Source organism: Bradyrhizobium sp. 170 (genome assembly GCF_023101085.1).
Taxonomy (GTDB): Bacteria; Pseudomonadota; Alphaproteobacteria; order Rhizobiales; family Xanthobacteraceae; genus Bradyrhizobium.
This window is the reverse complement of the sequence record NZ_CP064703.1, coordinates 9,085,740-9,109,857: the sequence shown is the minus strand read 5'-3', so window position 1 is coordinate 9,109,857 and position 24,118 is coordinate 9,085,740. Positions and strand designations below refer to the sequence as shown.

General features: G+C 63.0%; 25 protein-coding genes, 1 tRNA gene and 1 pseudogene. 13 read left to right on the top strand and 14 right to left on the bottom strand.

What is annotated here, in order from left to right:
* Window positions 1–83: 83 nt before the first annotated feature.
* The gene (locus IVB05_RS42950) at window positions 84–554 is read left to right on the top strand and encodes a nuclear transport factor 2 family protein (RefSeq protein WP_247782233.1); all 471 of its coding nucleotides are present in this window, start codon (window positions 84–86) and stop codon (window positions 552–554) included.
* 151 nt (window positions 555–705) lie between these two features.
* On the opposite strand, the gene IVB05_RS42945 is transcribed toward IVB05_RS42950, so the two are convergent.
* The 3 genes from IVB05_RS42945 to IVB05_RS42935 all read right to left on the bottom strand — a co-directional run bounded on the left by IVB05_RS42945 (window position 706) and on the right by IVB05_RS42935 (window position 3,499).
* The gene (locus tag IVB05_RS42945; protein ID WP_247782231.1) at window positions 706–1,512 is read right to left on the bottom strand and encodes an acyl-CoA thioesterase domain-containing protein; all 807 of its coding nucleotides are present in this window, start codon (window positions 1,510–1,512) and stop codon (window positions 706–708) included.
* Window positions 1,513–1,622: 110 nt separating this feature from the next.
* Window positions 1,623–2,858: a tRNA epoxyqueuosine(34) reductase QueG gene (gene queG, locus IVB05_RS42940; protein ID WP_247782230.1), complete on the bottom strand. Its 1,236-nt coding sequence runs from the start codon at window positions 2,856–2,858 to the stop codon at window positions 1,623–1,625.
* Window positions 2,807–3,499: a glutathione S-transferase family protein gene (locus IVB05_RS42935; protein ID WP_247782228.1), complete on the bottom strand. Its 693-nt coding sequence runs from the start codon at window positions 3,497–3,499 to the stop codon at window positions 2,807–2,809. Before IVB05_RS42935 ends, queG begins: the two co-directional genes overlap by 52 nt.
* Before the next feature lie 173 nt (window positions 3,500–3,672).
* On the opposite strand from IVB05_RS42935, the gene IVB05_RS42930 reads away from it, so the two are divergent.
* Window positions 3,673–4,479 (top strand): undecaprenyl-diphosphate phosphatase, encoded by an 807-nt coding sequence (locus IVB05_RS42930; RefSeq protein ID WP_247782226.1) that lies wholly within the window; start codon window positions 3,673–3,675, stop codon window positions 4,477–4,479.
* Between the two features lie 110 nt (window positions 4,480–4,589).
* Here IVB05_RS42930 and IVB05_RS42925 read toward each other — a convergent pair whose 3' ends face one another.
* Complete coding sequence (locus IVB05_RS42925) at window positions 4,590–5,570, bottom strand: complex I NDUFA9 subunit family protein (protein WP_247782221.1); 981 nt, start codon at window positions 5,568–5,570, stop codon at window positions 4,590–4,592.
* 148 nt (window positions 5,571–5,718) lie between these two features.
* Between IVB05_RS42925 and IVB05_RS42920 the strand changes: the two genes are divergently transcribed.
* Window positions 5,719–5,805: transfer RNA gene (locus IVB05_RS42920), tRNA-Leu, on the top strand.
* A 130-nt stretch (window positions 5,806–5,935) separates the two neighbouring features.
* Here the strand turns inward: IVB05_RS42920 and IVB05_RS42915 are convergent.
* The 4 genes from IVB05_RS42915 to IVB05_RS42900 all read right to left on the bottom strand — a co-directional run bounded on the left by IVB05_RS42915 (window position 5,936) and on the right by IVB05_RS42900 (window position 9,665).
* A complete protein-coding gene (locus IVB05_RS42915) occupies window positions 5,936–6,448 on the bottom strand; it encodes a hypothetical protein (protein WP_247782220.1) in 513 nt (170 codons plus the stop codon).
* Between the two features lie 129 nt (window positions 6,449–6,577).
* Window positions 6,578–7,696, bottom strand: coding sequence for an acyltransferase (locus IVB05_RS42910; RefSeq protein WP_247782218.1), 1,119 nt, complete (start codon window positions 7,694–7,696; stop codon window positions 6,578–6,580).
* Between the two features lie 280 nt (window positions 7,697–7,976).
* Window positions 7,977–9,263: a tetratricopeptide repeat protein gene (locus IVB05_RS42905; protein ID WP_247782216.1), complete on the bottom strand. Its 1,287-nt coding sequence runs from the start codon at window positions 9,261–9,263 to the stop codon at window positions 7,977–7,979.
* A 159-nt stretch (window positions 9,264–9,422) separates the two neighbouring features.
* A complete protein-coding gene (locus IVB05_RS42900) occupies window positions 9,423–9,665 on the bottom strand; it encodes a hypothetical protein (protein ID WP_247782215.1) in 243 nt (80 codons plus the stop codon).
* A gap of 190 nt (window positions 9,666–9,855) precedes the next feature.
* Between IVB05_RS42900 and IVB05_RS42895 the strand changes: the two genes are divergently transcribed.
* The 10 genes from IVB05_RS42895 to IVB05_RS42850 all read left to right on the top strand — a co-directional run bounded on the left by IVB05_RS42895 (window position 9,856) and on the right by IVB05_RS42850 (window position 19,385).
* Window positions 9,856–10,014: a hypothetical protein gene (locus tag IVB05_RS42895; protein WP_247782214.1), complete on the top strand. Its 159-nt coding sequence runs from the start codon at window positions 9,856–9,858 to the stop codon at window positions 10,012–10,014.
* Between the two features lie 201 nt (window positions 10,015–10,215).
* Window positions 10,216–10,830: a ribonuclease D gene (locus IVB05_RS42890; RefSeq protein ID WP_247782213.1), complete on the top strand. Its 615-nt coding sequence runs from the start codon at window positions 10,216–10,218 to the stop codon at window positions 10,828–10,830.
* Window positions 10,831–11,004: 174 nt separating this feature from the next.
* A complete protein-coding gene (lptC, locus tag IVB05_RS42885) occupies window positions 11,005–11,700 on the top strand; it encodes an LPS export ABC transporter periplasmic protein LptC (RefSeq protein ID WP_247787400.1) in 696 nt (231 codons plus the stop codon).
* Window positions 11,697–12,389 carry an LptA/OstA family protein gene (locus tag IVB05_RS42880; RefSeq protein ID WP_247782212.1) on the top strand — a complete coding sequence of 231 codons (693 nt, stop codon included), beginning with the start codon at window positions 11,697–11,699 and terminating at the stop codon, window positions 12,387–12,389. The genes lptC and IVB05_RS42880 overlap by 4 nt, the downstream gene beginning before the upstream one ends.
* Window positions 12,390–12,398: 9 nt before the next feature.
* Complete coding sequence (locus IVB05_RS42875; protein WP_247782211.1) at window positions 12,399–13,088, top strand: LptA/OstA family protein; 690 nt, start codon at window positions 12,399–12,401, stop codon at window positions 13,086–13,088.
* A 194-nt stretch (window positions 13,089–13,282) separates the two neighbouring features.
* Window positions 13,283–14,287: an LPS export ABC transporter ATP-binding protein gene (gene lptB, locus IVB05_RS42870; protein WP_247782209.1), complete on the top strand. Its 1,005-nt coding sequence runs from the start codon at window positions 13,283–13,285 to the stop codon at window positions 14,285–14,287.
* 207 nt (window positions 14,288–14,494) lie between these two features.
* A complete protein-coding gene (rpoN, locus tag IVB05_RS42865) occupies window positions 14,495–16,156 on the top strand; it encodes an RNA polymerase factor sigma-54 (RefSeq protein ID WP_247782206.1) in 1,662 nt (553 codons plus the stop codon).
* A 128-nt stretch (window positions 16,157–16,284) separates the two neighbouring features.
* Window positions 16,285–16,887, top strand: a complete 603-nt coding sequence (gene raiA / locus IVB05_RS42860; RefSeq protein WP_247782205.1) for a ribosome-associated translation inhibitor RaiA — start codon at window positions 16,285–16,287, stop codon at window positions 16,885–16,887.
* A gap of 230 nt (window positions 16,888–17,117) precedes the next feature.
* Window positions 17,118–17,579, top strand: a complete 462-nt coding sequence (gene ptsN, locus IVB05_RS42855) for a PTS IIA-like nitrogen regulatory protein PtsN (RefSeq protein WP_212417171.1) — start codon at window positions 17,118–17,120, stop codon at window positions 17,577–17,579.
* Window positions 17,580–17,696: 117 nt separating this feature from the next.
* Complete coding sequence (locus tag IVB05_RS42850; protein WP_247782203.1) at window positions 17,697–19,385, top strand: HAMP domain-containing methyl-accepting chemotaxis protein; 1,689 nt, start codon at window positions 17,697–17,699, stop codon at window positions 19,383–19,385.
* An 8-nt stretch (window positions 19,386–19,393) separates the two neighbouring features.
* On the opposite strand, the pseudogene IVB05_RS42845 reads toward IVB05_RS42850, so the two are convergent.
* The 6 genes and pseudogenes from IVB05_RS42845 to ugpA form a co-directional block, all read right to left on the bottom strand.
* Window positions 19,394–19,868: pseudogene (locus tag IVB05_RS42845) on the bottom strand (GNAT family N-acetyltransferase).
* 362 nt (window positions 19,869–20,230) lie between these two features.
* On the bottom strand, window positions 20,231–20,497 hold the full coding sequence (locus IVB05_RS42840) for a DUF1150 domain-containing protein (RefSeq protein WP_247782201.1): 267 nt from the start codon (window positions 20,495–20,497) through the stop codon (window positions 20,231–20,233).
* Window positions 20,498–20,546: 49 nt separating this feature from the next.
* A complete protein-coding gene (locus IVB05_RS42835; protein WP_057839164.1) occupies window positions 20,547–20,972 on the bottom strand; it encodes an Hsp20 family protein in 426 nt (141 codons plus the stop codon).
* A 259-nt stretch (window positions 20,973–21,231) separates the two neighbouring features.
* Complete coding sequence (locus IVB05_RS42830; RefSeq protein ID WP_247782199.1) at window positions 21,232–22,323, bottom strand: sn-glycerol-3-phosphate import ATP-binding protein UgpC; 1,092 nt, start codon at window positions 22,321–22,323, stop codon at window positions 21,232–21,234.
* Window positions 22,324–22,330: 7 nt separating this feature from the next.
* The gene (gene ugpE, locus IVB05_RS42825) at window positions 22,331–23,179 is read right to left on the bottom strand and encodes a sn-glycerol-3-phosphate ABC transporter permease UgpE (protein ID WP_247782198.1); all 849 of its coding nucleotides are present in this window, start codon (window positions 23,177–23,179) and stop codon (window positions 22,331–22,333) included.
* Window positions 23,179–24,060 (bottom strand): sn-glycerol-3-phosphate ABC transporter permease UgpA, encoded by an 882-nt coding sequence (gene ugpA, locus IVB05_RS42820; protein ID WP_247782196.1) that lies wholly within the window; start codon window positions 24,058–24,060, stop codon window positions 23,179–23,181. Before ugpA ends, ugpE begins: the two co-directional genes overlap by 1 nt.
* Between the last annotated feature and the right edge of the window lie 58 nt (window positions 24,061–24,118).

The following is a 24,118-nucleotide window of genomic DNA, read 5'->3' as shown; positions in this document are numbered from 1 at the left end:
AGGTGCGAGCCTTGCGGTGCACTTGCACCGCTGGGCGAGCCTCGAAGGATGGGCCGCGCGCACGAACGAACGGAGACAGCGCCATGAACACGTCCACCATGCTCCGCGCTTTCTGCGACGCGGTCGAACAGCGCAACGGCAAGGCTTTCTCGGAACTGTTCACCGAAGACGGCGTCTATCACGACGTGTTCTACGGCGCGTTCGCAGGCCGCGCGAAGATCGCCGAATTGATCGACGACTGGTTCTATCGCACGGCCACCGATTTTCGCTGGGACATGCACGATCCCGTCAGCGACGGCGAGATGCTCTATGCGCGCTACACCTTCAGCTACCGCTCGACACTGCCCGAGGCCGAGGGGGCGCGCGCGATGTTCGAGGGCGTTGCGATCATGCGGCTGCGCGACGGAAAGATCACGGAGTACCATGAGGTCGCCAACACCGCGCCGGCGTTCGTCGATATCAAGTTTGCGCCGGAGCGCATCGTCAAGATCGTTGCCAAGCAGGGCGCGGCGCTGAAGGCGCGGCCGGAGATGAAGCGGCATCTGGCGGAGTGAACGGAAACATCTCTTCTTCGTCATTCCGGGATGCGCCACTTGGCGCTGGCCCGGAATCCATTGAGCCGCGTAAGCCGACGAGAAATGGATTCCGGGCTCGCGCTACGCGCGCCCCGGAATAACGAGGTGAGAGTTTGGGCGCGCAGTAACCTTACGGCGGCGGCACATTTGTCATCGGCTTGCGCTGCGCCAGCGCTGCCACCGTCGACGTTCCGATCGGTCCCTGCTCGTCATAGAGCCAGCATTCGCCGATCGCGATGCCGTCGGTGGCGTGGTGGTTGACCACGTCGAAGCCGACCCACGGCGTGACCGGAAGCCGGTGCAGATAGAGCGTGACATCGCTGTTGATGTAGCCGAGCCCCTGATCGCCGGCATTGGCGAACGGGCTGGCGAAATCTGCTCCTGTGGCGACATGCACGAAGGGCGACATCGGCACGCCCTCGACGAGTTCGCGCACCTCGCTCATCCACAGCCGCCGCGGCCCGAGCGAACCCATATGGCCCACGATCGGCCGCGTAGTCCATTTGCCGTTCATGCCGAGCCGGGGATCGGTGGGCCTTGGAATGTCCGACGGCTTCGGCGCGTCCCAGTTCGGCGGCGACCAGACGTTGCCCGGTGCGTTTTCCGTCTTGCGCAATAACTGGCAGGAGGCGCGCGCCATGCGGGTGCCGCCACTGAGGAACTCAGCTTCCACCACTTTGATGCGCAGGCCGTCGCGCACGATTTTTGTCGTGACCTCGATCGGCGTCGTGGTGTTCGGCAGGCGGAACATGTCGACGGTGAGCCGCGCCGGCATGAAATCGTCGGAGCCATGGCGCTGCTCGATCACATGGGCGAGCAGGCCGACCACGACACGACCGTGCAGGGAATTGGGGTCCCACGGGCCGTTGGAGACGGGCGTGGGCATGAAGGTATCGCTGTCGCGATTATGCGTGAAGAAAGGCTGGTTTTTTGTCATGGCGGGCGACCATGGCGGATTTCACTCCGTCTGTCATCGTCCGCCTTGTGCGCAATTGCGCACTGGGCGGACGATCCAGCACGCCGTGCCATATCGAATCATCCGAGATATCAGGGCGTACTGGATGCCCCGCCTTCGCGGGGCATGACGGCCGAGGTTTGGGAGGCCTGCTGCCACTCCGCGCGCACGTCGTCATCTGCTTCGGCGCCAATCGCCTTCGCCGCCAGCGCGTCGAATCTCTCCCGCTCGACCAACTGCGACAACGCCCACACCGCCGCGCCGCGGACCAGCGGGCTTGCATCATCCAGCAGGCGTTCGGCCTCCGCCTCCAGCGACGGATCGTCGGCGTTGCCGATCGCGATCAGCACGTTGCGGACAAAACGGTCGCGGCCGATACGCTTGACCGGTGATTTCGAAAACAGCGCGCGGAATGCGGCGTCGTCGAGCCGCGCCAACTCGGCCAGCGACGGCGCACGCAACTCCGCGCGCGCGGCCAGTTTGGCTTCGCGGCCCTCTTGCGCGAACTTGTTCCACGGGCACACGGCGAGACAGTCGTCGCAACCATAGATGCGGTTGCCGATGCTCTTGCGGAATTCGTGCGGGATCGGGCCCCTGTTCTCGATGGTGAGATACGAAATGCAGCGCCGCGCATCGAGCTTGTAGGGCGCGGGGAATGCCGCGGTCGGGCATATCTCCTGGCAGGCGTTGCAGGAGCCGCAATGATCGCTGTCGGCGTCGTCGCGCGGCAGGTCGGCAGCCGTGAAGATCGCGCCGAGAAACAGCCAGGAGCCGAATTCGCGCGAGACGAGGTTGGTGTGCTTGCCCTGCCAGCCGAGTCCCGCCGCCTGCGCCAGCGGCTTCTCCATCACGGCTGCGGTATCGATGAATACTTTCACTTCCTCGCCTGATGCGGCGACCAGCCACCTCGCCAGCGTCTTCAGTCGCTTCTTGATGACGTCGTGATAGTCGTCGCCCTGCGCATAGGCGGAGATCGCGCCGCGCGTACGTTGTTCGAGAAGCGCGAGCGGATTTTCATCGGGGCCGTAATTGAAGCCGAGCATGATGATCGAGCGCACGCCAGGCCACAGCACGCGCGGGTCCATTCGCCGTTCAGGTTGCGCCGCAAGCCAGTCCATGTCGCCATGCGCACCGGCATCGAGGAACTCGCGAAAATATTTTCCGGCGCTGCCGATCGCGTCGGGCCCGGTCACGCCGATGCAGTCGAAACCGAGCGTCCCTGCTTCGCGCTTGAGCGCGGCCTTCAGATCGGCGGCGGAGAGTTTGACGGCCTTGTTCAGAAGTCGAGGTCCACATAGGTGCGCGACGCCGGCACGCCCGCCAGCCATTCGCTCAGCAGCGGGCGGAACGACGGGCGGGATTTTACCCGCGCGTACCACGCCTTTGCCGCGTCGTCCTCGCTCCATGGCACGTCGCCTAGATAATCGATCGCCGAAAGATGCGCCGCGGCGGCGAGATCCGCGTAGGTCAGCCGGTCGCCGGCGAGGAAATTCCGCGTCTGCGCCAGCCAGCCGATATAGGCCAGATGATAGCGCACATTGACCTTGGCCGCGCGGATTACGTCGGTCGCCGGCGCGCCGCCGCCATTCTCCTCGCTCATGAAACGCTTGTAGATGCGCTCGGTTACCAGCGGGTTCGACACCTCCTCGAAGAATTTTTCGTTGAACCACGCCATCAGCCGGCGCACCTCGACACGCTCGCCCATCGAGGCCGGCAGCAGCCGCCGCTCGCCCGCCTCCAGGCCGTGCGTTTCGTCGAGATATTCGGCGATGATCCCGGCGCCCGGAATCGGCGGAAAACCGTCAGCCATCAACACCGGCGTGGTGCCCGCGGGATTGAGCACGAGAAACCCTTCGCGCCGCTCCCAGGCCCGCTCTTCCACCAGGCGCAGGTCGAGGCCGTGTTCGCCCAGCACCAGGCGAATGAAGCGCGACTGCGGGCAGAACGGGTGATGATAGAGCGTGTACATGAAATCCCTGGGGTAAAATCGCGGCCTGAGGAACCCTCAAGCCGCGTCATGCGAATCGGGACACTAGCCAAGCACGCGTATGAGGCAACCTATGTTTGGCGTTTTTTTGCGATTGCGGCATGGGGAGGAATAGGCGAGAAGAACGCGCTTTTCCCAGCCAAACGGACCACATCATGATGTCGGATGCAGTGAAGGCGGTGATTCTCGGCATCATCGAGGGTATCACGGAATTTCTCCCGGTTTCCTCCACCGGCCATATGCTGTTGGCGCAACGCTTCTTCGGCCTCGGCGAGGGCGCCTTCTGGCAGAGTTTCGTGATCCTGATTCAGCTCGGCGCGATCCTTGCGATCGTGATGCTGTATTTCGTCAAGCTGTGGCGCGTGGCGCTTGGCATGTTCACCAATCCCGACGACCGGCGATTCGTCATCGGCGTGCTGGTGGCGTTCCTGCCGGCGGTGGTCGTCGGCCTGGCTGTCGGCAAATACATCAAGGAATTGCTGTTCAATCCGTGGGTGGTGTGTTTCACGCTGATCGTCGGCGGCGCGATCCTGCTGTGGGTCGATCAGCTCAATCTCAAGCCGCACGAGGACGACGCCACGCGCTATCCGCTGATGATGTATCTGTGGATCGGCATCGCGCAATGCGTGGCGATGATTCCCGGCGTATCGCGCTCCGGCGCCAGCATCGTGGCGGCGATGCTGCTCGGCGGCGACAAGCGCTCGGCGGCGGAGTTCTCGTTCTTTCTCGCGATTCCGACCATGGTCGGCGCGTTCGCCTATGATTTCTACAAGAACCGCGGCGAGATGACGATCGATCACATCGGCGTCATCGCGATCGGCTTCGTGGTGTCGTTCATCACGGCGATCATCGTGGTGAAGACGTTCCTGACCTACGTCACCCGCCACGGATTCACGCTCTTTGCGTGGTGGCGCGTCGTCATCGGCACGCTCGGCCTGATCGCGCTGGCGCTGGGGCGGTAGGTTTCGGGAAATTGTAGGGTGGGCAGAGCGAAGCGTGCCCACCATTGCGAGCGCGGTGCTGGATGGTGGGCACGCTTCGCTTTGCCCACCCTACGAAAGTTACGAAACCTTCACACGCTCATGCGCTGGAATTGCCCGGCGGCGCGGAAGCGCCAGAGATATTGCGGGGCGATCGTCTGCATCGACTCCGGCGTGATGCCGAGGCCTTCCAGCGTGAGGCCCGCGGCTTTGGCGGCGTCCGACACGACATTGTCCGATTGCAGCATCGCCACCTGGTCCGGCGTCAGCTTCAACGGCCCCGGCGCAAATTGCAGGAACAGCGCCTGCAGCCGTGCCAGCCCGAACGGCAGCGAAATCAGCATGCGCTTGCGCTCGGTGATCGCGAGAATGGTCTCCATGATCTCGCGCATGGTCAGCACTTCGGGTCCGCCAAGCTCGTAGGTGGCGCTGGGCTTCGTTTTGCCGTCGACGGCATCGGCAACCGCGGTGGCGACGTCACCGACATAGGCCGGCTGCACCCGCGTCACGCCGCCGCCGATCAGCGGCAGGAAGGGTGATATCCGCGCCAGCGCGGCAAAACGGTTGGTGAATTGATCCTCGGGGCCGAACATCAAAGAGGGCCGCAAGATCGTGGCCGAGGGGGCCGCGGCCAGCACCGCCTGCTCGCCGGCGGCCTTGGCGCGGGAATAGTGCGATGGGGAATTCTCGTCGGCGCCGATCGCCGAGACGTGCACCATCCGCGCGCCGATGGCGCTGGCGGCCTTGGCGATGGTTTCAGCGCCCCTGGTCTGCACGGCGTCGAAGGTCTGCGCGCCGCCCTCGGCCAGGATTCCGACCAGGTTAATGACGACGTGCGAACCGCGCATCGCGGCCTCGACCGAGGCCGGATGGCGAACGTTGGCCTGCACGGCGTGGATCTGGCCGACCTTGCCGGCCGGCTGTAAATGGACGGCCAGTTCAGGCCGCCGTACCGCCACGCGGATACGGTAATCGCGCTTGCAGAGCGTCCGAACCACGTTTCGTCCCAGAAAGCCCGATCCGCCGAAAATCGTGACGAGGGTATCCAGGTTCGATGCCGGGTTCGATGTCATCGGGGTCAAGTCCTGCCGTCAAATTCGAGAGATATCGGTTGAATTTAGCGGATTCGCGATACGCCAACACGCGGTCGCTGTACAGCGTATTTGGGCGGCATTGAAGCGATTTGACAAGTGCGTGACCGTTCCTTACTAACCCGCCCGGGCCCAGGTGGCGGAATTGGTAGACGCGCTGGCTTCAGGTGCCAGTGGCTTCACGGCCGTGAAGGTTCGAGTCCTTTCCTGGGCACCATTGCCCTTGCCCATGATTCGCGAAAATGCGGGCGGTTTGGTCCGCCGGCCGGTGCACAAGACCGGGCACATGCGACCAACGTGCTTGCGGAGTGGCTGTCGTCATTGCGGTGCGCATTTTCGTCACTTCGTTACCGAACAGCGCGACGCCAGTATCCGAGCCCGGTCAATTGCCTGACAAGCAAGCCGCCACCGAAGCCTCGGTAGATTTCCAACCGGTCATCGTGCGAGACGAACGCAAGCTGGCGTCCGGGCTTTGCTGCGATCAGGGCGTCCCAGCCGAGTTCAAGCGAAAATTCGATCGTTTTGGATAGCTGTTCGACCTCGTCAGGTTCGAAACGATGGACCGGGGCTTCATACAGTCGACGATTCTCATTATTCGTGGCGCGCCAACTTCTGTTCCGCCTCCACCTTTCTGTCGAAGCGCCGGGTTCGTCCCAGCCGTCGCCGTTAAGGCAGTACAAGAAAACCACCGTGGCCTCCGAAAATTTCCCGATCGACAGCGCGATTGCATTCGCGGCGGCGGTATAATCGCGGCCGCCGCTGTCGTAGTAGAGGACGAATTTCGGACCGGCCCGTTCTGCGATCTCACGACGAAGCATCTTCTCCAGCAGAGTCGCTTCGTCTCGGCCCAGGAACTTCATTCTCTCGCACCCAGGTGGTCAACTCCGTTCGTGACGATGATCGAATGCTGGCAAGCCAACGTCATCGCGAAGACCGGCTACGTGATTGAGACAGGTGAACGTTACCCGCCGCTTCTCGACGAACTCAGCTCATTCCGCCGGCTCGAGGGCCTGTATTCGCGTCCCGCCAACGAAAGAAAAGCGGCTACGCAGCTTGAGGATCGGAAGTTCGATCACGTGCCAGGAGAACATGGCGAAGGCGGTTGTTGCGATCGCAGCGAGCGCGAAGAGAACAGCTACGTTTATTTGGGAAGGCCAGACGGCAACGATGGTTTGCTGGAGCGGATATCCATAAAGATAGACGCCGTAGGAGTAGTCGCCTCGATGAAAGAACGGCAGTTTGGGCAGATCGGAAACGCCGATATAGGCCGTGAGATACACCAGTGCCGGCGTTACAAAGACGTTGAGGAGCGCGCCGGGCAGTGGCCCCACCGCTGCAACGACCAGGCAGAACACAAGACACGCCAGCGCCGCCTGGCGGCTGTATTCGATATCGAATCGATAAAGATAGATGGCGATACCGAGCAGGAACGAGATGAACAGGCGCGAGCCGCCGCTGCCTACAAAAATGTCGCGCGGATCAAGGCTGGAAGTGGACGTGAACGCCGGGTCGGCCAGATAGATCGCGATGGCAATCACGCCGAATGCCGCGCACAACATCAGCACCAGCCTCGGCCGATGAAGACATTTGCACAGGATGAGTCCGGCCATCAGGGCGTAGCAGCCGATCTCGAATGGAATGGTCCAAAGCGACGTGTTGACCGCGTGATCCGGATTGGTCTCGAAGACGCCCGGCAGCGTCAGGCTGACAAACCCTGCCACGTTTCCGAAGTAACGCCAAAATCCGTCGCTTCGAAAATATTCCGACAACGGCAGCGTCGTAAAAATCGCGCCAAGCACGATCGCCGAGAGCACCACCTCGACAAGCAGGGCGGGAACGATGCGCAGTCCCCGATTGAGGATAAAGTTGCCCAACGACAGCCGCGTCGCGCTTGCGGTGATCAGAAAGCCGCTCAGCGCGAAGAACATCGAAAGGATGGCGTATCCTGGGAACCAGAAGAAATGCAGGTCTGCGAGCGGGTGAGGCTCACCTGCCACGATGTGGAATGAATGCCAGCCGATAACGGAGAAGGCCAGCCCGATGCGCAGCGTGTCGAAACCCGGGCCGACGCCCTTTCTGCTTTCGAGTACGCTTCCGATACTGGGCATCAAAATCCGCTGTCCGTGTGCTGGCGGAGTCACCGATCTCGCAATAAAGCCAAGGCGAAACAGACCGCGCCGCCCAGGTTGTGAAGTCGATAACAGCAGGCGGACATAGCAGGAAAATACCAGCGAAACGTAAACGCGATCGCTGACGCTCGAACAAGCCTTGCCTGCAGCGAGGATTTTACCTGACTATCCGGCCGGATCCGGGTCTGATGGCGTCGTGTGTCCGTCCCGACCGCGGCCGAACACGCAAATCAGTGATAGGCCCTCTTGCGCACCGAACTCAGGGATTTCCCGACGGCTTCGGCCGGCCGCTCGCCGCGAACGCCGCCTCGACGCGCGCATAGCCTTCGCTCGCGGCAGGCATCCGCGGGTCGAGCCCGCGCGCGACGCGGAAATCGTCGAGCGCTTCCGGCAGCCGGCCGAGCTTCTCGTGGCTTTGCGCACGCTCGACATAGAGGCCCGCCTGCATGGGCGCGTTGCGGATCGCGAGCGTGAAGTCGTCGAGCGCCTTGTCGTGCGCGCCACGCTCGCGAAACATGCCACCGCGCTGCACATAGGGGCCGACCATGCGGGGGTCGAGGCGGATCGCCTCGCCGAAATCCCTGATGGCGCCATCGAGGTTGCCTGCGGCGCGACGCAGGATGCCGCGGGCCTCGTAGGCCTCGGCATGTTTCGGATCGAGGCGGATCGCTTCGTCGAAGTCGGCCGCCGCGCGCTCGCGCTGGGCGGCGGCGAGCGCAATCATGCCGCGCGTGACCCGCGCCTCGGCCGACTTCGGATCGAGCCGCACGCCTTCCTCGGCTTCGGCGAGCGGCTCGCCATGCGCTTTCATCAAGGTCAGTACGACGGCGCGGCGGCTGTGCGCGATGGCCAGGCCGGGCTCGAGCTTGATCGCCTGATCGAGGTCGGCGAGCGCGCGCTCGGCGCTGCTGCCCTTGCGCAGCAGGCTGTCGGCCCGCTCGACATAGAACACGGCGAAGTAGGGCTGGATCGCGATTGCGGCGTCGGCGTCGGCAATGGCGCGGTCGTAGGCGCGCTTGCGGCGGTGGCTCGCCGCTCGCGCGACCTTGTAGAACGGATCGCCCGGATCCATCACAATCGCCTGGTTGAGGTCCTTGAGCGCGCGTTCGTCGTCGCCCTTTGCCTGATAGGCCTTGCCGCGTGCGGCGTAATGGCTTGCACGCCGCGAGTCGCGGTCGATCAGCGCGCTCAGGTCGGCGATGGCGAAATCGAAGTCGCCGCGCTTCTGGTAGGCCGCGGCGCGCTCGAGCAAAGCCTGCGTATCCCGCGGCTCGAGCCGGATCACTTCGCCGAAATCGCCGATCGCCGGATCGAGATCGCCCGTGGCAGCGAGCTGGCGCCCGCGGGCCATGTAAACCTTGGCGAGGTCGCGGTCATCGAATTGCCAGCCGAACAGCGGGATTTTCGCGACCAGGACGATCCGTGAGCAGGCGCTGATCGCGTCAGGGCCGCCGTCGCCGGCCGTGCAGGCCGCGAAGTCGTCGGATGGCGAGCAGGCGGCGAGGCCGAGGGCAAGCCCGAGCAGCAAGATGACGTCGCGAACCATAGCTTCACCCCGGTACCAATTCGCCGTGGATTTGGTCGCTGTGGAGGCGCGCCGGGTTCGAGGTCGCCGGGCCACGATGTCGCGCGGGCGGGCTTTTTCTGAAGCGCGAGCGAGCTCTGAAGCGCGAGCGAGCCCGCGATGACGCGACAGATCGGTGGGCTATGCCGCCGGATCCGGATCGGAGCCCGACGTGTGTCCGTCCGGACCGCGGCTGAACACGCCATAATTGCTGGATTTCATTCCCGCGCCATCGGAAGCCATCGCGTTCAATCCGAGCTTCAATAGTTCACGCACTGCCGCCGCCCGCGTCGGCATCCGGTGCTTGAATCGGAAGTCGTCAATCACCGTCAGTTCCTCAGGAGAGAGCATTACCTGCAATCTTTCACCGCGGAGGTCGGCCATCGAAGTCATCCTGGCTGAGACAATTGAGTTACTGTACCCAAGTGAGTAGTTTACTCAACGTCCGTTTTTGACGGCAGTTCCACCAAACCAGATTCTTCTGCCAAATTAGTTAAATACTTCAGTAAAAACAATGTGTTAATGGTTGATTTATGGTCTGCGCGAGCGCATAATTTTGGCGTGGAGCATGCCCATGACCGAGAACATCAAGCTACCGCGCAAGCTGTCCGAAGAGCAGAAGTCGCCGCCTCCGCAGCGGCCGAGCCATGCGGACGTCATCGAGAATCTCGACCGCTGGGCCAACAGCCCGGAGCTTCAGCCGCCGAAATCATCCGACGAGAAGACGGCCTGAACGGCCCTGGCTTCCCGGAGCAAGCCGTAGTTGCGGCACTGCTCCGGCTCGCGCGAAGCAGGCGAATGCCTGATTGGCAGGTAAGAATCCCGGCGGGGCCGTTAAATTCCCATCCTATAAGCCATGCCCACCCGCTCGCCTCCAGCGGCTCCGGGCGCTAGTGTTTCCGTCGAATCGACCTGAGACACGAGGCTTTCCTTCATGACCATCCGCCTGCATCGCGGCGATCTGCCCGATCTCTCCCGCTACAAGGATTCGGTGGCGATCGATACCGAGACCATGGGGCTCAACCCGCATCGCGACCGGCTCTGCGTGGTGCAGATGTCGAACGGCGACGGCAGCGCCGATGTCATCCAGATTCCCAAGGGTCACACCGACGCGCCGAACCTGAAGGCGCTGCTGGCCAATCCTGCCATCACCAAGATCTTTCACTTCGCACGGTTCGATCTGGCCGCGCTTTACAACACCTTCGGCGTGATGCCGCAGCCGGTCTATTGCACCAAGATCGCCTCGCGGCTGACCCGCACCTATACCGACCGGCACGGCCTGAAGGACCTGGTGCGCGAGGTGCTCAACATCGACCTGTCGAAGCAGCAGCAGTCGAGCGACTGGGGATCAGCGAGCCTCAGCGAGGCGCAGCTCGCCTATGCCGCGTCCGACGTGCTGCATCTGCATGCCTTGCGCGAGCGGCTCGACGCCATGCTGGCGCGCGAAGGCCGCACGGCGCTGGCGCAGGCCTGTTTCGACTTCCTGCCGACCCGGGCAAAGCTCGACCTCGGCGGCTGGGAGGCCGAGGACATCTTCGCGCATTCGTGACCGAGGCTATTTGAAGCGGTCCGGCTGCCGCTTCCGCCCCGTTTCGGTCACACTCATCGCGAGTGTCCGGGCTGCATAATCCCGCGATTGCGGGTAGAATGACGCTTTCCTGGCGTCATGGCGCCCCTTGGAGCCGCGGTGAACTCGGTACAGAACCCAGCCTATGCCACCGGAATGGAGGCCCGCTTTGCCGCGGCCGCCCGCCATAGCCGGATGGTGCGGGTGCTGCGGATCGCGGTCCCGGCGGCCGTGCTGCTGGCCATGGCGGGTATCGTCGCGATCTCGGTCTTCAACCCGTTCCGCATCTCGGGGCTGGCGAAGCTGCCTGTCGACATCAGCAATCTCGTGGTGTCAGGCACCAAGGTCACGATGGAATCGCCGCACCTCGCCGGTTTCTCGACCGACCAGCGACCTTACGAATTGTGGGCCAAGGCGGCCATCCAGGATCTGACCAATCCCGATCACGTCGAGCTCCAGACGTTGCGGGCCAAGGTCACAATGGAGGACAAGAGCACGGTGACGATGGATGCGCGCACGGGATTTTTCGACAGCAAGCAGCAGATGCTGGACCTGCGCAAGGATATCTTCCTGCAATCGTCCACCGGCTATGAAGCGAGGCTCTCGCAGGCCTATGTCGACATCAACAAGGGAACGGTGACGTCGGACGAGCATGTCGACGTCAAGCTGCTGAATGGCACGCTCACCGCCGACAGGCTCAGGATCATCAACAGCGGCGAGATCGTTCGCTTCGAAGGCAATGTCGTGATGAACCTGGTCATGGAAAGCCCGCCGGCGCCTGAGCCCGAGCCCGAACCAGCGCCACCACCCAGGACGCGGTCCGTCACCGGCAAGTCCGCCAACACGAAATGAAATTTATGATGCAGTTCTTCTCGCGCAGTTTTGCGGCCGCAGCGCTTGCGCTCGCGCTGATCGGCTCCGGTGACGCCTTGGCGCAAGGCGCCATGTCGGGCGTGCCGAATGCGATGCAGGGCTTTTCGCAGAACCGCGATCAGCCGATTCAGATCGAAGCGGCGTCGCTCGAAATGCGCGACAAGAAAAAGGAGGCGACCTTCGCCGGCAACGTGAAGGTCGTGCAGGGCGACACCACCATGACCTCGAAGTCGCTGGTGGTGTTCTACGATTCCGGCCCGGCGCCGGCGACGCCTGCGCCCTCCGCGCCGAAGGGATCGAAATCCGGCTCGATGCAGTCCGCGACGCCGGGGCCTGGCGGCAGCTCGTCGATCCGCCGGCTCGAAGCCAAGGGCTCCGTCGTGGTCACGCAGAAGGACCAGGTGGTGACGGGAGAGACCGCGATCTTTGACACGCGGGCCAACCTCATCACCATGGTCGGTGGGGTCGTGCTGACCCAGTGCAAGAACGTGCTCCGCGGCGACCGCCTCAAGGTCGACATGACCACCGGCGTGTCGCGGGTCGAATCCGACAGCGGCAAGGTGCAGGGCATGTTCATCCAGGGACAGGATTGCGGGTCCGGATCGGGAGGGTCGAAGCCGGCTCCGGCTCCGGTACAGATACCGTCGCTGATCCCCGGCAAAAAATAATACGGATCAATGCCGGCGCGCTCACCGCAGATGATGCAGTCTTTCTCGCGCAGTTTTGCGGCAGCGGCGCTCGCGCTGATCGCGTCCGGTGATGCGGGCGCTCAAAGCTCCGCGTCGGTGCCGAACGCGATGCAGGGCTTCTCGCAAAACCGCGATCAACCGATTCAGATCGAAGCGGCCTCGCTCGAAATGCGCGACAAGAAGAAGGAAGCAACCTTCGCCGGCAATGTGAAGGTCGTGCAGGGCGACACCACCATGACCTCGAAGACGCTGGCGGTGTTCTACGATTCCGGTCCGGCGCCGGCCACGCCGTCGCCCGCCACTGCCAAAGGAACGAAATCCGCCCCGATGCGGTCGGCGACCCCAGGGCCCGGCGGCAGTTCCTCGATCCGCCGGCTGGAGGCCAAGGGCTCCGTCGTGGTGACGCAGAAGGATCAGGTCGTGACCGGAGAGACCGCGATCTTCGACACGCGGGCCAACCTCATCACGATGCTGGGCGGGGTCGTGCTGACCCAGTGCAAGAACGTGATGCGTGGCGATCGCCTGAAGGTGGACATGACCACCGGCGTATCGCGGGTCGAATCCGACAGCCGCAAGGTGCACGTCCTGATCGAGCAGTCGTCACAGGGCTGCGGGGACGGGGCCGGGCCCGGCGGCGCGAAACCGGCGATACCTTCACTGATCCCGACGAAAAAATGATACACATCAAAGCCTTAAAGAATATTTATAGCTCGTACGGTTGAAGCTGATAGCGCGAGCCTGTATCTACTGGCAGGGCGCACGGCGGGGTGTTTCGCTGGGCAGGGGACATCCATTCATTCATGGTTCGCTGGCGAAGCGGTTCGCCGGCGGACGCGTCGCGGAATCACCGTGAAAGGCGTAAGCGAAGCGGGATGGTGGATTTACTCGGCATGTTCCGTCGACGCCCCGCGAAACGCGGCGCCCCCGGGTTTGCGCGCTCGCGCGACGACATCACCGCGCTCGGCGATTCCTTCGGCGACATGCTGAAGAGCCCGGTGCGCGATGGGCCGCCGATGGCGCGCTCCGCCGCGCTGCCCGGGCTCGAATTGCCGCCGCAGCCCGAAGTCGAACCGCCGCGCGACGACCGACCGCGTCCCCGTGCGCAACCCCGTCCCAAGGGCAATGGCGGCGAAGCGCCGCGGCTGATCAAGCGGCCCGGCTTCCTCGCCGTACACAGCGTGGAAAAGAGTTTCGGCACCCGCCAGGTGGTGCGCGGCGTCAGCATCTACGTCCGCCGCGGCGAGGCGGTCGGCCTGCTCGGCCCGAACGGCGCCGGCAAGACCACGGTGTTCTACATGATCACCGGACTGATCAAGGCAGATCGCGGCGCCATCGAACTCGACGGCCACGACGTGACCAAGCTGCCGATGTATCAGCGCGCGCGGCTCGGTATCGGCTATCTGCCGCAGGAAGCCTCGATCTTCCGCGGCCTCACCGTCGAGCAGAATATTCGCGCCGTGCTCGAGGTCGTGGAGCCCAGCCGCAAGAAGCGCGAGGCCGAACTCAATTCGCTGCTCGATGAATTCAACATCACGCGCTTGCGCAAATCGCCGTCGATCGCGCTGTCCGGCGGTGAGCGCCGCCGCGTCGAAATCGCGCGCGCACTGGCGACGCGCCCGAACTACATGCTGCTCGACGAACCCTTTGCCGGCATCGATCCGATTGCGGTCGGCGACATTCAGGATCTGGTCCGCCACCTCACCAACCGCGGCATCGGGGTCTTGATCACCGACCACAATGTGCGGGAAACGCTCGGCCTGACCGACCGTGCCTATATCGTCTATGCCGGGCAGATCTTGACCGAGGGCAGTCCGGAAGAAATCGTCAACGATCCGGATGTACGCCGCCTTTACCTTGGCGAGGAATTCCGGCTTTAGCGCATGCGGCGCCAAAGGGTGCAGCGGTTTGGCGGTAAGGTATTGCGCTCACTTGGGAATCTATGGCGCGCTCGGATGGAATGCTGGTTCCCCTCGTTGCGGATCGCGCTATAGCCCAATTTTTGCATCCGTCAAGCCGTGTACAAGGGCTTGGGACTAATATAAGCAAGAATCGGACCAACTTTTAGTGGATCGGTTCTTGGCCTCATGGCACTGACGCAGAGACTAGAGTTCCGCCAGTCGCAGTCGCTGGTGATGACGCCGCAATTGATGCAGGCGATCAAGCTGCTGCAATTGTCGAATCTCGACCTCTCGGCTTTCGTCGAGGAGGAACTGGAGCGCAATCCGCTGCTGGACCGCGCCAGCGACGGTCCCGAAGCTCCGGTCGCGGGCGAGCCGGTGGCCGAACGCGCCGAGTTCTCCGATTCGGGCGATTCCGGCAGCTATGGCGACGAGGGCGGCGATGCCTCCGATATGGGCGCCGGCCCAGGAAGCGACGCCTTCGAACCCGGTCAGGAGGAGTGGCTGAACCGTGATCTCGGCAGCCGTACCGAGATCGAGCAGACGCTGGACACCCCGCTCGACAACGTCTTTTCCGAAGAACCCGCTGAAGCTGCCGCCCGTGTGGCGCAGGACGCGGCGCCGACCGCCTACACCGAGTGGGGCGGCGGCGCCTCCAACGACGACGATTACAATCTGGAAGCTTTCGTCGCCGCCGAAGTCACGCTCGGCAGCCACCTCGCCGAACAGCTCGCGGTGGCGTTCAGCGGACCGGCGCAGCGCATGATCGGACAATATCTGATCGATCTCGTTGACGATGCCGGATATCTGCCGCCGGATCTTGGGCAGGCCGCCGAACGGCTGGGCGCCTCGCAAGCGGATGTCGATGCGGTGCTGACCGTGCTGCAGAAGTTCGATCCGCCCGGCGTCTGTGCACGGAATTTGAGCGAGTGCCTCGCAATCCAGCTCCGCGAACTCAACCGCTACGACCCCGCCATGCAAGCGCTGGTGGAGAATCTCGATCTCCTGGCCAGGCGCGACATCGCCTCGTTGCGTAAATTGTGCGGCGTCGACGATGAAGACATCACCGACATGATCGGTGAGATCCGCCGTCTCGACCCCAAGCCCGGCCTGAAGTTCGGTTCGGCGCGCACGCAGACCATGGTGCCCGACGTCTATGTGCGGCCCGGCCCGGACGGCGGCTGGCATGTTGAACTCAACAGCGACACGTTGCCGCGCGTACTGGTCAATCAGGTCTATTACACCGAGCTGTCGAAGACGATCCGCAAGGACGGCGACAAATCCTATTTCACCGATTGCCTGCAGAATGCGACCTGGCTGGTGCGCGCACTCGATCAGCGCGCCCGCACCATCCTGAAGGTCGCCACCGAAATCGTGCGCCAGCAGGATGGCTTCTTCACCCATGGCGTCGCGCATCTGCGGCCGCTGAATCTGAAGGCGGTGGCGGACGCGATCCAGATGCACGAATCGACGGTGTCGCGGGTGACCGCCAACAAATATATGGCGACCAATCGCGGCAGCTTCGAGCTGAAATATTTCTTCACCGCCTCGATCGCCTCGGCGGATGGCGGCGAGGCGCATTCGGCGGAGGCGGTCCGCCACCACATCAAACAATTGATCGATGCGGAAGCCCCGTCCGCGATCCTCTCCGATGACACCATCGTGGAACGATTGCGCGAATCCGGCATTGATATTGCCCGCCGCACGGTCGCGAAATACCGCGAAGCGATGCGCATTCCTTCCTCGGTCCAGCGCCGCCGCGACAAACAGAGCATGCTTGGTAACGCCCTTTCCGCCCCCGCCACTTCCACTTCCTCCGACCGGTCCCGCGATACGGCTCCGGCCTGATTGCGTTCGCGTCAAATCGCGATACTCTCGGTTCCCCGCCAGAGCAGGAAAGGGACACCGGTTCGTCGAAAGGACTCACCCTCCAAATCGAACTACCAGAGTAGTCGAGGCATCAAGTGAGGCACCAAATGACCCTTCGAATCTCCGGGAAAAGCATCAGTGTCGGCGACGCCCTTCGTTCGCGCGTCAGCGAGCGCACCGATGAGGTCCTGAGAAAGTATTTCGACGGCAATTATTCCGGCCACATCACGCTGAGCAAGGATGGCTTCGGCTTCCGCACCGATTGCGCGCTGCACCTGGATTCCGGGATTACGCTGGAGGCCGATTCCAACGCCACCGATGCCTATGCCAGCGCCGATCAGGCGCTGCTGATGATCGAGAAGCGCCTGCGCCGCTACAAGAGCCGGCTGAAGGACCGTTCGGCCCGCAAGGCCTACGCAGCGTCCGCGGCGCTGGCGGAGATCGGCGGGCCGGTGCTCGATGCGTCGAGCTATGTGATCGAGGCGCCGGCGGAGGGCGACGAGGAGGTCACTTCCTATAGCCCGGTCATCATTGCCGAGGCGACCACGTCACTGAAGCGGCTTTCGGTCAGCGAAGCGGTCATGGAACTGGACCTGACCGGGGCCGCCTGCATCGTGTTCCAGCACGGGTCCAGCGGCCGGGTGAACATCATTTACCGCCGGACGGACGGCAATGTCGGCTGGGTCGATCCCCCCTCGGTTACCCCGTGACATTATGCCTGACAGCATTGACGCCCACGGCCGCTCTCCCTATGGTCCGCCGCCTCAACGGACAGGGTACAGGAACTGGCCCTTCGGGAGTTGGCACCGACCATGCGTTGGAGTAGAAGCCCCTGAAATCGGGACCCGGGTCTAAGCCCGCCTCCCGCCTCATCTTCGTGTCGCCCCAGTTCTAGAACCTACTCCGCAACCTGACGGTTCAATTCACCTCGGAACGCCCAATGACGATTACCGATCTGGTCGCACCCGAGGCGATTCTTCCGGCTTTGAAGGTCATCAGCAAGAAGCAGGCGCTGCAGGAGCTGGCGGCGCGCGCTGCCGCCCTGACCGGCCAGAACGAACGCTCGGTGTTCGAGGTGCTGTTGCAGCGGGAGAAACTGGGTACCACCGCCGTCGGCTACGGCGTCGCCATTCCGCACGGCAAGCTGCCGAAACTTGAAAAGCTGTTCGGGTTCTTTGCCCGCCTCGAACGCCCGATCGATTTCGAGGCGATGGACGGCCAGCCGGTCGACCTGATCTTCCTGCTGCTGGCGCCGGAAGGCGCAGGCGCCGATCATCTCAAGGCGCTGGCGCGGATCGCGCGCCTGCTGCGCGACCAGGACGTCGCCAAAAAGCTCCGCGCCTCCCGTGACGCCCAGGCGATCTATTCGGTGCTGGCGCTGCCGCCGGCGAGCGCGGCCTAGTTCCGTCAGGCGGAACTTGCGGCTCTCCGCATGGTAGCAGATCGGGTAAACGCAATTTTAAGCTAAATGGCGGCTATTTCGTTCGCTGGGATTTTTTCTCACCCGGAGAACATTGCCATGACGCTGCGGCTGACGATTTCGCGCGCGATATTGATTTTTGGACTAGTTACCGCATTGGGCCTCGGTGCCGTGATTGCCACCGGTGTTTACGGGCTGTCACAGCTCAAGGTCGGCGGCCCGCTCTACAACCAGATCAAGCTCGGCAACGACCTCATTGCCGACATTCTGCCGCCACCGGAATACGTCATCGAGGCCTATCTCGAGGCCACCCTCGTGCTGCACGATCCGGCGAAGCTTTCGGCGCATCGCGACAGGATTGCGCAGCTCAAGAAGGAATATGACGAGCGGCGCGATTTCTGGGTCAAATCCGATCTCGACCCGGCGCTCAAGACCAAGCTGGTGGAGAAATCCGACAGCGAGGTGCGCCGCTTCTGGAGTGCGATCGAGCAAGGCCTTCTGCCCGCGCTCGCCAAGAGCGACAGCGCCGCGGCGGCGAAGTCCTATGCCGAAATCACCGCACGTTATACGGCGCACCGCGCCATCATCGACGACATCGTGAAGCAGACCAACGACCAGAACGCGGCGACGGAAGTCGCGGCGACGGGACGCGTCAGCACATTCACGTGGGTCCTGTGGGGCGTTTCGGCCGCGGTGTTTCTCGTCATCGGCGCTGGCATTTTCGGCGTGGCATTCGGCGTCATTCGTCCCATCGCGGAAATGACAGCTGTCATGAAGGGCCTTGCCGGCGGCGACCTCGATGTCTCGGTCCCGGCGCTCAGCCGCGGCGATGAAGTGGGCGCCATGGCGCGCGCGGTCCAGGTCTTCAAGGACAACGCGCTTCGCGTCCAGTCGATGGAATCAGAGCAGGCCGGCCTGAAGCTGAAGGCGGAAGGTGAGCGCAAGGCCGCGATGCAGCAGATGGCCGACGGCTTCGATTCCGCGATCGGAAAGATCATCCAGACCGTGTCGACCGCTTCCTCCGAACTCGAATCATCGGCCGGACAACTGACCAAGACCGCCGAAGTGACCCAGGTGCTCTCGGCGACGGTTGCCTCCGCATCGGAGCAATCCTCGGCCAACGCGCAGTCCGCCGCGGCGGCTGCGGAAGAAATGGCCTCATCGGTGTCGGAGATCAGCCGCCAGGTGCAGGATTCACACAAGATATCGCGCGAAGCGGTGAGCCAGGTCGAGCAGACCAACGCGCGGATTGCCGATCTCGCCCAATCCGCCAGCCGGATCGGCGAAGTGGTCAAAATGATCAGCGCGGTCGCCGAGCAGACCAATTTGCTGGCGCTGAACGCCACGATCGAAGCGGCGCGCGCCGGCGAGGCGGGACGCGGATTTGCCGTCGTCGCATCCGAGGTCAAGGCGCTTGCCGCGCAGACTGCGAAAGCGACCGAGGAAATCAGCGAGCAGATCGGCCAGATGCAGTCGGCGACCAATCAGTCGGTATCTGCCATTCAGGAAATCGGCGGCACCATCGGCCGCATCGCGGAAATCTCGCAGGTGATCGCGGCAGCCGTCGAAGAGCAGGGCGCCACGACGCAGGAAATCTCGCGCAACGTGCAGCAGGCGGCGCAGGGAGCCACCCAGGTCGCGGGCAGCATCACCGACGTCAACCGCGGGGCGACCGATACCGGCACGGCATCGACGCATGTGCACGGGCTGGCCCGTTCGCTGCTGGGACAGAGCAATCATCTCAAGGGCGAGGTGGAGAAATTCCTCTCGACCGTGCGCGCGGCGTGATGCTTGCGCTATCGGCCTTGCGGCGCATGCGACAGGTAGCGAACCGTTCGGCGTCCGTCATGGATGCTTGCGGTGCCGACCTCGACAAAACCTAGCGCCGCATGGAAGGCATCCGAAGCGAGGTTCGGCGGAATTGTGTTGACCTCGCAGACAATGCGGTCGTGCCCGGCGCGGACGGCGTGTCCGAACAGGTCATCATACAGCCGCCGTGCGCAGCCGCGCCCGCGCGCCGATGGCGCGACCACGATGCGGTCGACATACACAAAGCGCGGATAGCGGGCGCGGAACCAGATGAAATTCGGGCTGTCATATCGGGCGTCCTGATCGAAGGCGAGCAGGAAGGCGTCCAGCCGGCCAATCCGTCTCGCGAGGAACGCTTCGCTGACCAGGTATTCGAGCCGTTCCGCCTAACCAGGACAGTTCCTGCGCATGCGTGTTGTTGAGCGCCAGAAGGGCCTTTCCCAGTGCCTCGTCCCGCAACATATCGGCCACATCAACCGATCTCGGCTCTGAATCATTCATCGATCTTGGCGCCCGATTGGAGACTGAAGCGAGATGACTATTCTTCGAATCGTCATCCCGCTCTATCTCTTTGATTTGAACATGATCTCCGCGCAAACGCGTTCCGCGCTTGTCGCGAGGGAAAACCGGTGCCCACTTTTCCGGATCATGCTCTGGACATCTCCGTATCCAAAGCAGGGCGCGTCTCGAAACGCAAAAAAATACGCGGGCCGATCCCGAGGATCGTGCCCGCGTATGATGAACTCTCGTTGCGGCTCATCGGCCGCCAGCCGACCACCGCGCTGATAAAGCAGCAAGCGTCGCGTCAGCGACGGCCGGCTTCGTCAGTGCACGCTGACGGCCTGAAGCTCGTTGCTCCATGCGTTGGCGACCGCGGCTTCCCGGCTGTCGGTCAGCATGATCGGGGTGCCGTCGGCGGCATGCAGCGCGAACAGTTTCAGCCCTGGCGCGATTTTCGGCGCCTGCGGAAACAGTCCCGGCACGTCCTCGGAACGGACTTGTTTCACGTAGGCGATGTGGCCTTCACCAAGATGGGCCAGCGCCTCAACGGAAACCTTTTCGGATTCGAAGGTCACACTCACGTCACTCATGGTCTCGACTCCTTCTGGGTCTAAGCGGTCGAGTCCGCTACTTGTTCCATTATTCGTGCTCATTGATAGCTATTGTCTTAACGACCCTTTCAGGCTCCGGCCTGGCGAGGTCGATCGACAACAGCCCGTTTTTCAGATCCGCGCCCAGCACCAGCATCCCCTCCGCCAGCACGAAGGTGCGCTGGAAGTGGCGCGCGGCGATGCCGCGATGGATGTACTGCCGGGCCTTGTCGTCCTGTTGGCGGCCCCGGATCACGAGCTGGTTTTCCTCAGTGGTCACATCGAGTTGGTCGCGGGTAAAACCTGCCACCGCGAGCGTGATGCGCAACCGCTCGGGCTGGCCGTTGGCACGGTCACACCGCTCGATGTTGTAGGGAGGATAACCGTCGGCGCCTTTGACGACGCGATCGAGCGCACGCTCGATTTCGTCGAACCCAAGCAGGAACGGACTGGATAACGAAGGAACACGAGACATTACAAAGTCCTCTCGAAGCGACTTTGAGGGGCCCTTGCGGCGCCCCATTCAACCGGCCGGCCGACTTGCCGTCCGGTCACCGGGAATATGGGGGTGATTTGGGAACGGTTCAAGCGTCTCTGAAAGCAGCGTAAATCGGCCGCGGCGGGGTTTTCCACCGTCATTCCGGGGCAAGCGCGCAGCGACTGAACCCAGAATCCAGAGGTTGACGGCACGAGATTCCGGGTTCGACGCTTCGCGCCGCCCCGGAATGACGGGACTACCCGCCCACCCGCTTCCGGCCGTCGGCGGTAAATAGGTGCAGCTTGTCGCTGGTGGCAACGGCCCTGATTCGCTCGCCGATGGCCGGGCCGACGGCGCCGGGTATCCGCACGATGATTTCCCCCGGCGGCAGTTCGCCTGGGGTGGCGGCGACGCCCTGCACCTCTTGTTGCCGGGTGCCGTAAATAAAAGTTTCGGCGCCGACCCGCTCGATCGCTTCCACCGTGAGGCCAAGCGCCACGCCGCCGGAAACCCCTTCGTTCGAGATCACGAAATCTTCGGGCCGAATTCCCAAAATGCCGGCTTCGTTGATTCTGATATCACCGGCCAGTTGCGATTTGATCTCGTCGGAGCGGAGCGGCATCAAATTCATCGGCGGCGCGCCGATGAAGGAGGCGACGAAGGTGGTCGCGGGCTTCTGGTAGATGTCGAGCGGATTGCCAATCTGCTCAACCTGGCCTCCGTTCATGACCACGAGAATATCGGCCAGCGTCATCGCCTCGAGCTGGTCGTGGGTGACGTAGATCGAGGTCGTGGACAGGCGGCGCTGCAATTTGCGGATTTCCACCCGCATGGCGATGCGCAGCTTGGCATCGAGGTTCGACAGCGGTTCGTCGAACAGGAACACCTTCGGCTGCCGCACGATGGCGCGGCCCATCGCCACGCGCTGGCGCTGGCCGCCGGACAATTGCCGCGGCTTGCGGTCGAGCATCGCGCCGAGTTCGAGAATGCGCGCGGCTTCCTCGACGCGGGTCTTGATCTCGGGTTCGGCCATGCCGCGGTTGCGCAAGCCATAGGCCATGTTGTTGTAGACGCTCATATGCGGGTAGAGCGCGTAGTTCTGGAACACCATCGCGATGTCGCGGTCGGCCGGCTCGATCTGGTTGACGACGCGCCCGCCGATATCGATCTCGCCGCCGGTAATGGTTTCCAGGCCTGCGACCATGCGCAGCAGCGTGGATTTTCCGCAGCCGGACGGGCCGACCAGCACGCAGAACTGGCCGTCGCCGACGTCGAAATCGATGCCCTTGATGGCCTCGAAACCACCGGCATAGGTCTTGCGGACATTACGGAGGGTGACGTTGGCCATGACTACCCTACTTCTCCGTCTCGACCAGGCCGCGCACGAACAGCCGTTGCATGAACACCACGACCGCGACCGGCGGCAGCATCGCGAGAATGGCGGTCGCCATCGCGAGTTGCCATTCGGCGAGTTCGTCGGTCGTATACAGCATCTTCTTGATGCCGATGACGATGGTCTGCATCGAATCCTGGGTGGTGATCAAAAGCGGCCACAAATATTGATTCCAGCCATAGATGAACTGGATCACGAACAGGGCCGCGATCGTCGTCACCGACAGCGGCAGCAGCGTATCCCAGAAGAAGCGGAAGGGGCCGGCGCCGTCGATCCGCGACGCCTCCAGCAGTTCCTCGGGGATGGTCATGAAGAACTGCCGGAACAGCAGCGTTCCCGTGGCGGACGCAATCAGCGGCAGGATCAGCCCGGCATAGGTGTCGAGCATCTTCAGGTCCGCGACCACCTTGTAGGTCGGATAGATGCGGACCTCTACGGGCAGCATCAGCGTGACGAAGATGATCCAGAACGCGGTCTTGCGGAACGGAAAGCGGAAATACACCACCGCATAGGCCGACAGGATCGAGATGAAGATCTTGCCGATTGCGATGCCGATCGCCGAGATGAATGAGTTCATCAGCATCTGCCCGACCGGCTCGCGGATGGCGCGCGCACCGCCGACGAAGATGGCGCGGTAGTAGTTGTCCAGCGTATGGCCGCCTGGCGTCAGCGGCATGTTGCCGCCGACAACGGTGGCGGCGTCATGGGTGGAAGCAATCAGCGCCAGATAGACAGGAAAGGCGACGATGAAGATGCCGAGCGTCAGAATCGTGTAGGCGATGATGTCGCTGAGCGGGCGGTGCTCGACCATCAGTACTGCACCTTGCGCTCGACATATTTGAACTGGATCGCGGTCAGCGCGATCACGATCACCATCAGGATCACCGATTGCGCCGCCGAGCCGCCGAGATCGCCGCCGAGCCGTCCGTCGGCAAACACCTTGTAGACCATGGTGGTGGTCGCGCCGGCCGGACCGCCGCCGGTGACGGCGTCGATGATGCCGAACGTATCGAAGAAGACGTAGACCACATTGACGACCAGGAGAAAGAACGTGGTCGGCGACAGCAGCGGAAAGGTGATGGTCCAGAACCGCCGCATCGGGCCGGCGCCGTCGATCGCGCCGGCTTCCAGCACGCTCTTCGGAATCGATTGCAGCCCGGCGAGGAAGAACAGGAAATTATAGGAAATCTGCTTCCACACCGCGGCCATCACCACGAGCGCCATGGCGTGGTTGCCGTTCAGCAGCGGATTCCAGTCGAAATTCATCCAGCGCAGCGGCCGTGCCAGCGTGCCGAGCGAGGGATGGAACATGAAGATCCACAATACGCCGGCGACCGCAGGCGCCACCGCATAGGGCCAGATCATCAGGGTCTTGTAGCCGCCGGCGGCTTTCAGGTTCTTGTCCGCCTGGGTCGCGAACAGCAAGGCAATGGAGAGCGACAATGCCGCGACCAGCGAGGAGAAAATCACCGTCGTCAGCATCGATTTGTAATAGCTGGGATCGGCGAACAGGCTCTGGTAATTTTCCAACCCAACAAATTCCGAATGCAATCCGAACGCGTCCTCGCGCAGGAAGGATTGCCAGACCGCCTGGCTCGCCGGCCAGTAGAAGAATACGAATGTGATGATGAGCTGCGGCACGAGCAGTAAATATGGCAACAGCCTGTTGTTGAAGACGACCGACTTTTCCATCTAGGGCGCTTTACAGCCTTCCGCGCTTAGGTGTCAGACCGGCTCCCCTTCCGGCGTG

What these genes read in the sequence shown, in the direction of transcription:
- IVB05_RS42890 (WP_247782213.1), top strand. Translation starts at nt 10,216, where the DNA reads ATGACCATCCGCCTGCATCGCGGCGATCTGCCCGATCTCTCCCGCTAC.
- lptC (WP_247787400.1), top strand. Translation starts at nt 11,005, where the DNA reads ATGGAGGCCCGCTTTGCCGCGGCCGCCCGCCATAGCCGGATGGTGCGG.
- lptB (WP_247782209.1), top strand. Translation starts at nt 13,283, where the DNA reads ATGGTGGATTTACTCGGCATGTTCCGTCGACGCCCCGCGAAACGCGGC.
- ugpA (WP_247782196.1), bottom strand. Translation starts at nt 24,060, where the DNA reads ATGGAAAAGTCGGTCGTCTTCAACAACAGGCTGTTGCCATATTTACTG.
- IVB05_RS42950 (WP_247782233.1), top strand. Translation starts at nt 84, where the DNA reads ATGAACACGTCCACCATGCTCCGCGCTTTCTGCGACGCGGTCGAACAG.
- IVB05_RS42915 (WP_247782220.1), bottom strand. Translation starts at nt 6,448, where the DNA reads ATGAAGTTCCTGGGCCGAGACGAAGCGACTCTGCTGGAGAAGATGCTT.
- ugpE (WP_247782198.1), bottom strand. Translation starts at nt 23,179, where the DNA reads ATGGTCGAGCACCGCCCGCTCAGCGACATCATCGCCTACACGATTCTG.
- IVB05_RS42840 (WP_247782201.1), bottom strand. Translation starts at nt 20,497, where the DNA reads ATGAGTGACGTGAGTGTGACCTTCGAATCCGAAAAGGTTTCCGTTGAG.
- IVB05_RS42880 (WP_247782212.1), top strand. Translation starts at nt 11,697, where the DNA reads ATGAAATTTATGATGCAGTTCTTCTCGCGCAGTTTTGCGGCCGCAGCG.
- IVB05_RS42895 (WP_247782214.1), top strand. Translation starts at nt 9,856, where the DNA reads ATGACCGAGAACATCAAGCTACCGCGCAAGCTGTCCGAAGAGCAGAAG.
- IVB05_RS42835 (WP_057839164.1), bottom strand. Translation starts at nt 20,972, where the DNA reads ATGTCTCGTGTTCCTTCGTTATCCAGTCCGTTCCTGCTTGGGTTCGAC.
- IVB05_RS42875 (WP_247782211.1), top strand. Translation starts at nt 12,399, where the DNA reads ATGCCGGCGCGCTCACCGCAGATGATGCAGTCTTTCTCGCGCAGTTTT.
- IVB05_RS42925 (WP_247782221.1), bottom strand. Translation starts at nt 5,570, where the DNA reads ATGACATCGAACCCGGCATCGAACCTGGATACCCTCGTCACGATTTTC.
- queG (WP_247782230.1), bottom strand. Translation starts at nt 2,858, where the DNA reads ATGGCTGGCGGGCGTGCCGGCGTCGCGCACCTATGTGGACCTCGACTT.
- IVB05_RS42900 (WP_247782215.1), bottom strand. Translation starts at nt 9,665, where the DNA reads ATGGCCGACCTCCGCGGTGAAAGATTGCAGGTAATGCTCTCTCCTGAG.
- IVB05_RS42930 (WP_247782226.1), top strand. Translation starts at nt 3,673, where the DNA reads ATGATGTCGGATGCAGTGAAGGCGGTGATTCTCGGCATCATCGAGGGT.
- IVB05_RS42935 (WP_247782228.1), bottom strand. Translation starts at nt 3,499, where the DNA reads ATGTACACGCTCTATCATCACCCGTTCTGCCCGCAGTCGCGCTTCATT.
- IVB05_RS42850 (WP_247782203.1), top strand. Translation starts at nt 17,697, where the DNA reads ATGACGCTGCGGCTGACGATTTCGCGCGCGATATTGATTTTTGGACTA.
- IVB05_RS42905 (WP_247782216.1), bottom strand. Translation starts at nt 9,263, where the DNA reads ATGGTTCGCGACGTCATCTTGCTGCTCGGGCTTGCCCTCGGCCTCGCC.
- IVB05_RS42945 (WP_247782231.1), bottom strand. Translation starts at nt 1,512, where the DNA reads ATGACAAAAAACCAGCCTTTCTTCACGCATAATCGCGACAGCGATACC.
- IVB05_RS42910 (WP_247782218.1), bottom strand. Translation starts at nt 7,696, where the DNA reads ATGCCCAGTATCGGAAGCGTACTCGAAAGCAGAAAGGGCGTCGGCCCG.
- raiA (WP_247782205.1), top strand. Translation starts at nt 16,285, where the DNA reads ATGACCCTTCGAATCTCCGGGAAAAGCATCAGTGTCGGCGACGCCCTT.
- IVB05_RS42830 (WP_247782199.1), bottom strand. Translation starts at nt 22,323, where the DNA reads ATGGCCAACGTCACCCTCCGTAATGTCCGCAAGACCTATGCCGGTGGT.
- ptsN (WP_212417171.1), top strand. Translation starts at nt 17,118, where the DNA reads ATGACGATTACCGATCTGGTCGCACCCGAGGCGATTCTTCCGGCTTTG.
- rpoN (WP_247782206.1), top strand. Translation starts at nt 14,495, where the DNA reads ATGGCACTGACGCAGAGACTAGAGTTCCGCCAGTCGCAGTCGCTGGTG.